Origin of the sequence: Pectobacterium sp. F1-1, assembly GCF_025643735.1 — a bacterium.
Taxonomy (GTDB): Bacteria; Pseudomonadota; Gammaproteobacteria; order Enterobacterales; family Enterobacteriaceae; genus Pectobacterium; species Pectobacterium colocasium.
In genome coordinates, this window is sequence record NZ_CP104733.1 from 3,515,325 (window position 1) to 3,529,292 (window position 13,968).

At 53.8% G+C, this 13,968-nt stretch carries 2 protein-coding genes; one reads left to right on the top strand and one right to left on the bottom strand.

Features of this window, described 5'->3' with window-relative positions; all coding sequences use genetic code 11:
* Positions 1-59: 59 nt before the first annotated feature.
* Positions 60-12,221 carry an Ig-like domain-containing protein gene (locus NAL19_RS15685; RefSeq protein WP_411561403.1) on the bottom strand — a complete coding sequence of 4,054 codons (12,162 nt, stop codon included), beginning with the start codon at positions 12,219-12,221 and terminating at the stop codon, positions 60-62.
* A gap of 381 nt (positions 12,222-12,602) precedes the next feature.
* On the opposite strand from NAL19_RS15685, the gene NAL19_RS15690 reads away from it, so the two are divergent.
* Positions 12,603-13,955 carry a TolC family outer membrane protein gene (locus tag NAL19_RS15690; protein ID WP_225085442.1) on the top strand — a complete coding sequence of 451 codons (1,353 nt, stop codon included), beginning with the start codon at positions 12,603-12,605 and terminating at the stop codon, positions 13,953-13,955.
* Positions 13,956-13,968: the final 13 nt, after the last annotated feature.

Genomic DNA, 13,968 nt, shown 5'->3' on the forward strand with positions numbered 1-13,968 from the left:
TCTCGGAGACCTTTTAAATTTTTGATAAAGAAAGGAGCCGGACAGGCTCCCCCTTTTCGTCAGCTCGACTGTTCTGGTTTGCTGACCAGGCTTTCAAGCGACGGCAATGCACCGTTATAGTGTTCCAACGTAATCGACACTGCAACCGTTCCGCCTTTATCCGCCGTAAAGTTCCCCGCCGTGCTAACCTCAATCGTCGGTGAACCATGATTATCGGTGATACGAATATAGCGGCTAATATCGGTCCCTTCCTCCAGTTCGCCCACCAGATCGCTTAAATCAATCCGGTCACCTTCTTTGGCATTGAAGTCTTTGATCACATCGTTGCCGATATCGCCAGCCTGCCACTTAAAGATATCCGCGCCCGCGCCGCCGATGAGCGTATCGCCCCCCGGTCCACCGATCAGGATGTCATCCCCCGCACCACCGTAGAGCAGGTCATTCCCTTCTCCACCAATCAGCGTGTCATTTCCGCCCTGACCGAACAGAATGTCGTTCCCCGCTCCACCGTTGAGTGTGTCGTTGCCATCTTTCGCAGACGACAGATCAAACTCCGCGCCGTGCGTGGCAATATAGCTATGCATCTCTTTCGCCGTCGGTACGCCGGTTTGCATACCTAACTGCTTGCCAATGTAGTTCTGCAAGGCGGTGATACCGTTGCCGTCGATATTAGGAAACGACACCACATCGCCGAACAGAATGTCATTCCCCAATCCGCCATTAAGTTGGTCATTACCTGCATGCATTGACTCACTGCTGCCCAGAATCGCTTTATTCAGGTTAGCAGGGTCAATATGATCCTGAACCACGCCATCGGTGTCATAGCGCTTCAGCGTATTACCATTTAAATCCGCACCAATACCGATCGCTTCAATGGTTGACTGCTTCTTCAGTAAACTGAAAGCCTCAGTCGCATTGGTGTTGCTGACATCACGGTTACCAGAGTTATCGACCCAGTACCATTTGCCGCGGTAGTCCTGCGCCCAGTAGCTGCTGTTATTACCCACGCCGCCCAGAGAGGAGATTTCATACGTTCCATCCCCCTGTGCGTGTACCTGACCAATCACCGTACCCGTGACTTGATTGCTTTTATCACTCCATGCATATTGATAGACGTTCCCTTTGCTATCAATCACTTCACGCACTGCACCGCGAACATCCATAGAGTAGGACTGCCCGGGTTTGTAGGCGAAACTATCGATGTTCAGCGTTTGGTTCCAGTCACTCACTTTCACGACATCGGTTTCATTCTTCTGATAGAACGTTGGCTCACCATCGGTAATGAAGTACGTCAGGTTATTACCCACATTCTTTTTCACCGCATCGCTTTGGAACCAGTTAGCCGTCGTCTTGAATACATCTTCATAGTTGGTTCCACCGCCTTTCTCCGATCCGCCAACCATTGAGTTCAATACAGCGGTCAGCTTATTCAGCGCATTGGTGTCGCTCAGGTTTACGGATGCGGTTTTCCCCACCTGCGTATCAAAGTCAGCCAGGAAAATGTTCACCGTACCGGAATTCACACCACTTGCGCTGTTGATCAGGCTTTTGAACACATTACTCAACGACGTACGCGTATTCTCAATATCCGTTGACGACATACTGCCGGATGAATCGACCATAAAGGCAATGTTGTAATTCTGTCCTTCAATGATCTGCAAACCAGACACATCCGCGACCATCACATCGTGGCTGTGCGTACCGGACATGTTGTCATCGCCTATCGTACCAACGCTCATGCCATACTGCTCAACGCCTCCGGCAGAGTAACCCGTCGCCGTGTCATGGTTGGCAATTTCTGTCGATGTCGCCTGCGCCACCACGTTGAATTTACCCGCATCGACAGGCACTTCGAGCGTAATCTTGCCAGCCAGCGTCTGGGCATTGTTGGCGTTCTTGATGAGATACGATCCATCGTCACCAACGGTATACGTCACATTGTTAATGTGGTCAGTCAGCACTGTTCCTTTCGGGATCCCTGTGAGTGTAATCCCTGACAGGGTTTCACTGCCGTCACGATCGGTCAGGGCTGCCGACACATCCAACGTATGCGTCTGCGTACCAGCCTGACCAGGCACCGTTTCAATCTTCGCGCTATTAGTGCCCGGCGTGTATGTCGTACCGTCACTGTAGATCACGCCTTCAATATTGTTACTGACCTGCGTGGTAAACGAGCCTGACTTGCCGCTGCTATCGGTATAGTTAACTTTCAGTCCGTCCAGCGTGTTAACCGACGTATCCTGATTGTTGTTCGTGCTATAGGTTGCGTTATAGGTGTAACCCGTCTCTTTCATAACGAACACATAGTCAGAATGTGCGCTGCTGCCGTTATTCGTCCGGTTACCGTTAAACGAATCCAGATCGCGATGATCCTTACGATCGGCTGGCCAGTCACTCTGTCGATAGAAATACCCGCTGTTGGAATGCACAACAAAGATATCGCTGTAGTTGCCATCCCCGCTGGTATTGCCCTGACTGTAGTACGCGACCTTACCAGTACCGACCACCGTGGGTACCGGATCCCCTTCGGTTAGCCAAACGCGGACACCGTCGCCCACGGCGACAATTTTCCCATTTTGTACGTCAAAGCCACCGTTGGCGCTACCGCCATTGACCTTAATAATTTCCGAAGAGGTCGGCGTTGTCGCACCGCTGGTGATGCTCAGGCTCACTACCGGCGCATCTGCTACAGGTGTTATGCCAATATGCAGCGCAGCTTTATCACCGGTGTTCCCCGCGACATCAAAGGGCCGATAACCAATATCACCCAGCGATGCGCCTGAGATATTGCCCACTGGCGTAAAGCGCAGATCGGTGTTGCCAGCGGTAAAGGTTTGCCCAACCGTGACCGCTTTCCAACTTCCGCTATCGTTAAAATAGAGTGTGCCAGCGCTGGCTGGCGGTAAAGACGAAATCACGATACTTGTGGTATCGCTCGATACGCCCAGATCGCCCCAGCCAATATGGAGCGGCGTGTCTTCCGTGCCAGACACCGAATTGTCGTGTGCGGTTGGCGGCGTAATATCCATGATCGCCTGGCTCTTATCATGCGCCTGATTACCTGCCGCATCGGTCGCCGTCGCGCCAGCGGTAATCTTGCCTTCCGCTAACGAGCTCAAGTCGACATTCGCCTGCCATTTACCATTCGTCACAGGCACATCATGCAGCGTAACCGACTTACCATTCACATCGGTAAAGACCAGATCGACCGTTTTCTCGTTACTGGTACCGCTGATTACCGTATTTTTCGACTCACTCTGGCTGACATACCCATCGTTACCAGCGAAATTCGTAATATCAATTTCTGGTGCAGTCGTATCCACACCGTATGCATGATGGATATTCGCTGTGGTGACGTTACCCGCCGGATCACGGGTGGTAACCGTGGCGCTCACATCGCTATTGGCGGCCAGTACGGAACCCGGCACGTTCACGCTCCAGGTTTTACCATCGGCATTGACCGTCGTCTGGTAGGTTTCCGTGCCGACTTTGACCGTCACCGCATCGCCCGCTTTGACGTCGTTATCGACGTTACCGGTGACGGCGATGGTCTGACCGGACTCGGTGGCGTTAATCACATTATCGGATGTCACATCGTCGATAGATATCGACGCCGTTGGTGCGACGGTATCGACACCGTAAGCGTGACTGGTATTGGCGGTGGTGACGTTACCCGCCGCATCACGCGTGGTGACCGTGGCAGAGATATCACCGTTGGCGGCTAACACCGAACCGGGAACATTGACGCTCCAGGTTTTACCATCGGCATTCACCGTAGTCTGGTAGGTTTCCGTGCCGACTTTAACCGTCACCGCATCGCCCGCTTTCACGTCGTTATCGACTTTACCGGTCACTGCAATGGTCTGCCCGGACTCGCTAGCATTGATGACGTTATCGGACGTCACATCGTCGATAGATATCGACGCCGTTGGCGCGACGGTGTCTACACCGTAAGCATGAGTCGTGTTAGCCGTTGTGACGTTGCCTGCCGCATCGCGCGTGGCGACGGTAGCGCTCACATCGCTATTGGTGGCCAGTACAGATCCCGGAACATTGACGCTCCAGGTCTTGCCGTCAGCATTCACCGTCGTCTGGTAGGTTTCCGTGCCGACTTTCACGGCCACCGTATCGCCAGCTTTCACGTCGTTATCGACTTTACCGGTGACGGCGATGGTCTGCCCGGACTCAGTCGCATTAATCACGTTATCCGACGTGACATTGTCGATAGTAATCGAGGCAGTTGGCGCCACCGTATCGACACCGTAAGCGTGGCTGGTATTCGCCGTCGTGACGTTACCTGCGGTATCGCGCGTGGTAACCGTCGCGCTCACATCACTATTCGCCGCCAATATGGATCCCGGAACGTTGACGCTCCAGGTCTTACCATCGGCATTCACCGTCGTCTGGTAGGTCTCGGTACCGACTTTAACCGTAATGGCATCACCCGCTTTCACGTCGTTATCGACGTTACCGGTGACGGCGATGGTCTGACCGGACTCGGTGGCGTTAATCACATTATCGGATGTCACATCGTCGATAGATATCGATGCCGTTGGTGCGACGGTATCGACACCGTAAGCGTGACTGGTATTGGCGGTGGTGACGTTACCCGCCGCATCACGCGTGGTGACCGTGGCAGAAATATCACCGTTTGCAGCAAGAACAGATCCCGGAACATTCACGCTCCAGGTCTTGCCGTCAGCATTCACCGTCGTCTGGTAGGTCTCGGTACCGACTTTGACCGTCACCGTATCGCCGGCTTTGACGTCGTTATCGACCTTACCCGTTACCGCAATCGTCTGGCCGGATTCGGCGGCATTAATCACGTTATCCGACGTCACATCATCGATAGTAATAGACGCCGTTGGCGCCACCGTATCGACACCGTAAGCATGAGTCGTGTTAGCCGTTGTGACGTTGCCTGCTGGATCGCGGGTCGTGACCGTGGCACTCACATCGCTATTCGCAGCCAGTACGGAACCCGGCACGTTGACGCTCCAGGTTTTACCATCGGCATTCACCGTAGTCTGGTAGGTCTCGGTACCGACTTTCACGGTAATGGCATCGCCCGCTTTCACGTCATTATCGACGTTACCAGTGACGGCGATGGTCTGCCCGGACTCGGCGGTGTTAATCACGTTATCGCTGGTGACATTGTCGACAGTAATCGACGCCGTTGGCGCCACCGTATCGACACCATAAGCATGAGTCGTGTTGGCGGTGGTGACATTGCCTGCGGTATCACGCGTGGTCACGCTGGCACTTACATCGCTATGCGCGGCCAACACAGTTCCCGGAACATTCACACTCCAGGTCTTGCCATCGGCATTCACCGTGGTCTGGTAGGTATCGGTACCAACCTTAACCGTAATAGCATCACCGGCTTTCACGTCGTTATCGACGTTACCGGTGACGGCAATGCTCTGGCCGGACTCGGCGGCGTTAATCACATTATCGTTGGTGACGTTATCGATAGTAATCGAGGCAACTGGTGCCACCGTATCGACACCGTAAGCGTGAGTCGTGTTCGCCGTCGTGACATTGCCCGCCGCATCACGCGTGGTAACCGTGGCACTCACATCGCCATTGGCGGCCAGTACAGAGCCGGGAACATTGACACTCCAGGTCTTGCCATCGGCATTGACGGTGGTCTGGTAGGTCTCGCTGCCGACTTTAACCGTCACCGCATCGCCCGCTTTCACGTCGTTATCGACCTTACCCGTCACCGCAATGGTCTGCCCAGACTCGGCAGCGTTAATCACGTTATCGGATGTGACATTGTCGATAGTAATCGACGCGGTTGGTGCCACCGTATCGACACCGTAAGCGTGAGAAGTATTGGCGGTGGTGACGTTGCCTGCCGGATCGCGGGTGGTCACCGTGGCGCTCACATCGCTATTCGCGGCCAGTACGGAACCGGGAACATTGACACTCCAGGTTTTATCCGTCGCGACAGTGGTCTGGTAAGTTTCGGTGCCGACTTTAACCGTCACCGTATCACCGGCTTTGACGTCGTTATCGACTTTACCCGTCACCGCAATGGTCTGCCCAGACTCGGCGGCGTTGATGACGTTATCTCTGGTGACGTTATCGATAGTAATCGACGCCGTTGGCGCAACGGTATCGACACCATAAGCGTGAGTCGTGTTAGCCGTTGTGACGTTGCCTGCTGGATCGCGGGTCGTGACCGTGGCACTCACATCGCTATTCGCAGCCAGTACGGAACCCGGCACGTTGACGCTCCAGGTTTTACCATCGGCATTCACCGTAGTCTGGTAGGTCTCGGTACCGACTTTCACGGTAATGGCATCGCCCGCTTTCACGTCATTATCGACTTTACCCGTCACCGCGATGGTCTGACCCGACTCGGCGGCGTTAATCACGTTATCGCTGGTGACATCATCGATAGTAATCGAGGCAACTGGCGCCACCGTATCGACACCGTAAGCATGAGAAGTATTGGCGGTGGTGACGTTGCCTGCCGTATCTCGCGTGGTAACCGTCGCGCTTATATCACTATTGGCGGCCAGTACAGAACCGGGAACATTCACGCTCCAGGTCTTGCCGTCGGCATTCACCGTGGTCTGGTAAGTCTCGGTACCGACTTTCACTGTGATGGCATCGCCCGCTTTGACATCGTTATCGACTTTACCGGTGACGGCAATCGTCTGCCCTGATTCGGTGGCGTTAATCACGTTATCCGACGTCACATCGTCGATAGTAATCGAGGCAACTGGTGCAACGGTATCGACACCGTAAGCGTGAGTCGTGTTCGCCGTCGTGACATTGCCTGCGGTATCGCGCGTGGTAACCGTCGCGCTCACATCATTATTGGTGGCCAGTACAGATCCCGGAACATTGACGCTCGAGGTTTTGCCATCGGCATTCACCGTGGTCTGGTAAGTCTCGGTACCGACTTTAACCGTAATGGCATCACCCGCTTTCACGTCGTTATCGACTTTACCGGTGACGGCAATGGTCTGCCCGGACTCGGCGGCGTTAATCACGTTATCCGACGTCACATCGTCGATAGTAATCGAGGCAGTTGGCGCAACGGTGTCGACACCGTAAGCGTGACTGGTATTCGCAGTCGTAACATTACCTGCCGCATCGCGTGTGGTGACCGTGGCAGAGATATCACCGTTTGCAGCAAGAACAGATCCCGGAACATTGACGCTCCAAGTCTTACCATCGGCATTCACCGTGGTCTGGTAGGTCTCGGTACCGACTTTAACCGTAATCGCATCGCCCGCTTTCACGTCGTTGTCGACTTTACCGGTGACGGCAATGGTCTGCCCGGATTCGGCCGCATTAATCACGTTATCCGACGTGACATTGTCGACAGTAATTGACGCCGTTGGCGCGACGGTGTCTACACCGTAAGCATGAGTCGTGTTAGCCGTTGTGACGTTGCCTGCCGCATCGCGCGTGGTGACGGTAGCGCTCACATCGCTATTGGCGGCCAGTACGGAACCCGGCACGTTCACGCTCCAGGTTTTACCATCGGCATTGACCGTCGTCTGGTAGGTTTCCGTGCCGACTTTGACCGTCACCGCATCGCCCGCTTTGACGTCGTTATCGACGTTACCGGTGACGGCGATGGTCTGCCCGGACTCGGCGGCATTGATGACGTTATCGCTGGTGACGTTATCGATAGTAATCGAGGCAACTGGCGCAACGGTATCGACACCATAAGTGTGGCTGGTATTCGCAGTCGTGACGTTGCCTGCTGGATCGCGAGTGGTGACGCTAGCACTCACATCGCCATTGGCGGCCAGTACAGAGCCGGGAACATTGACACTCCAGGTCTTGCCATCGGCATTGACGGTGGTCTGGTAGGTCTCGGTACCGACTTTAACCGTCACCGCATCGCCCGCTTTGACGTCGTTATCGACTTTACCGGTCACTGCAATGGTCTGGCCGGACTCGGCGGCGTTGATGACGTTATCGCTGGTGACGTTATCGATAGTAATCGAGGCAGTTGGCGCCACCGTATCCACGCCATAAGCATGAGTCGTGTTAGCCGTTGTGACGTTGCCTGCTGGATCGCGGGTCGTGACCGTAGCGCTCACATCGCCATTGGCGGCCAGCACCGAGCCCGGAACATTCACGCTCCAGGTCTTACCATCGGCATTCACCGTCGTCTGGTAGGTTTCCGTGCCGACTTTAACGGTAATCGCATCGCCCGCTTTCACGTCGTTGTCGACTTTACCGGTGACGGCAATGGTCTGCCCGGATTCGGCCGCATTAATCACGTTATCCGACGTGACATTGTCGACAGTAATTGACGCCGTTGGCGCCACCGTATCCACGCCATAAGCGTGACTGGTATTCGCCGTCGTAACATTGCCTGCCGCATCACGGGTGGTCACGCTGGCGCTCACATCACTATTGGCGGCCAGTACAGAACCCGGCACGTTGACGCTCCAGGTCTTGCCGTCGGCATTCACCGTGGTCTGGTAGGTCTCGGTACCGACTTTAACCGTCACCGCGTCACCGGCTTTGACGTCATTATCGACTTTACCAGTGACCGCGATCGTCTGGCCGGACTCGGCGGCGTTAATGACGTTATCGCCGGTGACATCGTCGATAGATATCAAGGCAACTGGTGCCACCGTATCGACACCGTAAGCGTGAGTCGTGTTAGCCGTCGTGACATTGCCTGCGGTATCACGTGTGGTGACCGAGGCAGAGATATCACCGTTGGCGGCCAGCACGGAACCGGGAACATTCACGCTCCAGGTCTTGCCGTCGGCATTCACCGTGGTCTGGTAAGTCTCGGTACCGACTTTCACCGTCACCGCGTCACCGGCTTTGACGTCATTATCGACTTTACCAGTGACCGCGATCGTCTGGCCGGACTCGGCGGCGTTAATGACGTTATCGCCGGTGACATCGTCGATAGATATCAAGGCAACTGGTGCCACCGTATCGACACCGTAAGCGTGAGTCGTGTTAGCCGTCGTGACATTGCCTGCGGTATCACGTGTGGTGACCGAGGCAGAGATATCACCGTTGGCGGCCAGCACGGAACCGGGAACATTCACGCTCCAGGTCTTGCCGTCGGCATTCACCGTGGTCTGGTAAGTCTCGGTACCGACTTTCACTGTGATGGCATCGCCCGCTTTGACGTCGTTATCGACTTTACCGGTGACCGCAATCGTCTGGCCGGATTCGGCGGCGTTGATGACGTTATCGCTGGTGACGTTATCGATAGATATCGAGGCAACTGGTGCCACCGTATCGACACCGTAAGCGTGAGTCGTGTTAGCCGTTGTGACATTGCCTGCGGTATCGTGCGTGGTAACCGAGGCAGAAATATCACCGTTGGCGGCCAGCACGGAGCCCGGAACATTGACGCTCCAGGTCTTGCCGTCGGCATTCACCGTCGTCTGGTAGGTCTCGGTACCGACTTTTACGGTCACCGCATCACCCGCTTTCACGTCGTTATCGACCTTACCCGTTACCGCAATCGTCTGCCCGGATTCGGCGGCGTTAATCACGTTATCGCTGGTGACATCATCGATAGTAATCGAGGCAGTTGGCGCCACCGTATCCACGCCATAAGCATGAGTCGTGTTGGCGGTGGTAACGTTGCCTGCGGTATCGCGTGTGGTAACCGAGGCAGAAATATCACCGTTTGCAGCAAGAACAGATCCCGGAACATTCACGCTCCAGGTTTTGCCGTCAGCATTCACCGTCGTCTGGTAGGTTTCCGTGCCGACTTTAACCGTAATGGCATCGCCCGCTTTGACGTCATTATCGACTTTACCGGTGACGGCAATGGTCTGGCCGGACTCAGTCGCATTAATCACGTTATCGCTGGTGACATCATCGATAGTAATTGACGCCGTTGGCGCGACGGTGTCGACACCGTAAGCGAGACTGGTATTCGCAGTCGTAACATTACCTGCCGCATCTCGTGTGGTGACCGTGGCAGAGATATCTCCGTTGGCGGCTAACACCGAGCCGGGAACATTGACACTCCAGGTTTTGCCATCAGCATTCACCGTGGTCTGGTAAGTCTCGGTGCCGACTTTCACGGTCACCGCGTCGCCCGCTTTGACGTCGTTATCGACCTTACCCGTCACCGCAATGGTCTGCCCTGACTCGGCAGCGTTGATCACGTTATCGGACGTCACATCGTCGATAGTAATCGACGCGATTGGTGCCACCGTATCGACACCGTAAGCATGAGTCGTGTTAGCCGTCGTGACATTGCCCGCTGCATCGCGCGTGGTGACCGTCGCGCTCACATCGCTATTGGCTGCAAGAACAGAACCGGGAACATTGACGCTCCAGGTCTTACCATCGGCATTCACCGTCGTCTGATAAGTCTCGGTGCCGACTTTAACGGTAATGGCATCGCCGGCTTTGACTTCATCGCCTACCTTGCCGGTAACGACTATCGTCTGCCCGGACTCGGCGGCGTTAATCACGTTATCGCTGGTGACATTGTCGATAGTAATTGACGCCGTTGGTGCGACGGTATCGACGCCGTAAGCGTGAGAGGTATTGGCGGTGGTGACATTACCTGCGGTATCACGGGTGGTGACCGTGGCAGAGATATCACCGTTTGCAGCAAGAACAGATCCCGGAACATTGACGCTCCAAGTCTTACCATCGGCATTCACCGTGGTCTGGTAGGTCTCGGTGCCGACTTTTACCGTAATGGCATCACCGACTTTCACGTCGTTATCGACCTTACCCGTCACCGCGATGGTCTGGCCTGACTCGGCAGCATTAATCACGTTATCGCTGGTGACATCGTCGATAGTAATCGAGGCAACGGGTGCCACCGTATCCACGCCGTAAGCGTGAGTCGTGTTAGCTGTCGTGACGTTACCTGCCGCATCGCGCGTGGTAACCGTCGCGCTCACATCGCTATTACTAGCCAATACAGCGCCGGGAACATTCACACTCCAGGTCTTGCCATAGCCATTCACCGTCGTCTGGTAGGTCTCGGTACCGACTTTGACCGTCACCGCATCGCCCGCTTTGACGTCGTTATCGACGTTACCGGTGACGGCGATGGTCTGCCCGGACTCGGCGGCATTGATGACGTTATCGCTGGTGACGTTATCGATAGTAATCGAGGCAACTGGCGCAACGGTATCGACACCATAAGTGTGGCTGGTATTCGCAGTCGTGACGTTGCCTGCTGGATCGCGAGTGGTGACGCTAGCACTCACATCGCCATTGGCGGCCAGTACAGAGCCGGGAACATTGACACTCCAGGTTTTACCATCGGCATTGACCGTCGTCTGGTAGGTCTCGGTGCCGATTTTAACGGTAATGGCATCGCCGGCTTTGACTTCATCGCCCACCTTTCCGGTAACGGCTATCGTCTGACCGGACTCGCTGGCATTAATCACATTATCCGACGTGACATCGTCAATTGAAATTGAGGCCACAGGAGGCAGAGTATCAACCGTTACCGCTTCACTTCCGCCTGTACCAGGAATGCCTGCGGCATCGGTGTAACTGCCATCAGGGATGCTGACCAGAACTTCACCCTCAAAATTGGCGGCTGGCGTTAATGTCGCCGTCCAGCGAGTGGGATCGTTAGGATCCTGCACCAGATTCGTTACTGAGCCGTTTGTTACGATGATATCCGTGAGGTCAAAACCAACGGGCGGTTTTGTAAAAACGAAATTTATTGTGCCGTCACTGTTTATGACAAGAGTGACAGAGGGAGGTGTAGTATCGGTAGTATCCGCTGCGGCAGTCAGCAGCGTGGATGAATCGACGCCATCCAGAACGGACGAGGCACGGTCAGTAAACGATAGACCAGCGGTATCATACCCAATCGGGGTCGTCACAACCTCGGCTGTTAAGTTCAAAACGACCGCGGGATTAAAGTGCCCGCCGCCGCCGTCACCCGCCTCTCCGGTGCTGTCATTACCTGCGGCAGTCGCTTCAAGCACCTGTGTCGGGTCAGCGCCCTGAGCAATCGCATCTTGTATCGCGGCGACATCATTCGCAACATCCGCACTGCTCTGAGAAGACGCATTGCTGACATCGCTCCAGCGGCTATCACGTCCCAGATCCAATGTTTTGCCATCCGGTAATGTGATTGAAACCGCGCCATTAGCCCCGGTCACGACCTCTTCACCGCTGTAAACCCGATCGCCAGCAACCAGCAATCTCTGGCTCCCATCAAGCGCGACGATAAAAACCTGTCCAATAACGAATTTAATGACGCCAATCACACTGTTCAAAATACTTTCTCCTTGATATCTATAATTATTTTTATAATGTGGCGATATTGCGGCTATAGATTTTTGCTATCATCCTGATAGGGTTGGTTTGCTGTGTGTCATCCTGACATTTTATTAAAAAAAGCGTTACGATAGGGTTGTTGTGATGCGTCAAACGCTTGACTCAATGCACGATATAATAAAAAATTCAGAATATTCTTTCCAGAACTTTACTCACTTAGAGTAATTTCTATTTTTTTCGCCTTAGATGCATCAGAAAAATAAATTAAAACATTGATATAAATGGAATAAAATAAAATCAATTCGTTAAGCGTTTATATAACATTCAAATACTCCAATAGGAATAATCACAAATAAAGTTTTTGTGAAGGAAAACTGCTGATGATTCGTAGATACCAATTTGCTTTATTGCCTTTTATTACTGTTTTTTCCACAGCGCTCCATGCCGAGACGATTCAGGAAGCCATTAGAAGCACGCTCTACACCCACCCCGAAGTGAGTGCATCCATTAATAATCGTTTTTCTGCCGAACATGATTTACGCGCAGCAAAAGGAGGATATCTTCCCTCCATCACCCTAAGCGCAGGCGTGGGCCGCGAAGAAACCGATAGCCCCTCAACACGTGCCAGCGCTAATAAGCGCGTTGAACTCAGCCGTCAGGAATCGAGTATTAATCTAAGCCAGACGGTGTTCGATGGTTTCGCCACCTCAAGTGAGGTCGGCAGACAACGCGCCACCGTCAATTCACGCGCCTATAAAGTATTAAATACTAGTGAGTCGACAGCGTTAGATACGGTTCAGGTTTATCTCAATGTGTTACAGCGTCAGGAATTCGTCCGTCTGGCGCAAGCCAACCTGACAAGCCATGAGCGTATTTACGATCAAATCAGACTGCGCAGCGAACAGGGCGTTGGTCGATTGGCCGATTTGGATCAGGCCGAAGCTCGTCTCGCACAGGCTCGTAATAACGTGCTGACAGAGCAAACCAATCTGGACGATGCCAAAATCAACTACATGAGCATTGTAGGCAAAGTACCCGATAATTTGGTGATGCCCGATGCTTCTGTGATAAAACTCCCCGCCTCGTTGGAAGAAGCCCAGCGCATCATGCTGGCTAACAGCCCGGCGCTGAAATCCGCGGAGTCAGATATTGAAGCCACACAGCAACAATATGAGGCTTCAAAATCAACATTTTATCCACGCCTCAACGTTGAACTCTCTCGTACGATGGATAACAACGTTGACGGGACGCGCGGCCAAAACAATGAATGGCAGGCGATGGTGCGGATGCGCTACAACCTGTATGAAGGCGGTAGCAGCAAGGCGAATATGGAATCAAAAGCCTATCAGGTAAAAGAAGCGCAGGATGTGCGAAATAATGCCCTGCGCCTGCTGAGCGAAGAGCTAAAACTAGCCTGGTCAGCGTTAAATAACTCGCGTCAACAGTTGCCGATCGCCGCCGAGTATGCCGACCGCAGTATGAAAGTGCGTACCGCCTATCAAAAACAATTTGGCCTGGGGGAAAGGACGCTATTGGACTTGCTGGACAGTGAAAACGAGCTGTTCACAGCACAACGCCGTCTGGTCGAGGTTCGCTTCACTTCACTCTATACCGAATACCGGATCGCATCACGCATGGGAGAACTATTAAATCGTTTGGCGATCCCAGCACCTGAGGCCGGTACCAGCTTGACAAACGTAACCACCCACGCAGAGTTGCCGAGCCTTAATTAATATATTTCATTGG

Coding starts and splice junctions, on each gene's coding strand:
- NAL19_RS15690 (WP_225085442.1), top strand. CDS start 12,603: ATGATTCGTAGATACCAATTTGCTTTATTGCCTTTTATTACTGTTTTT.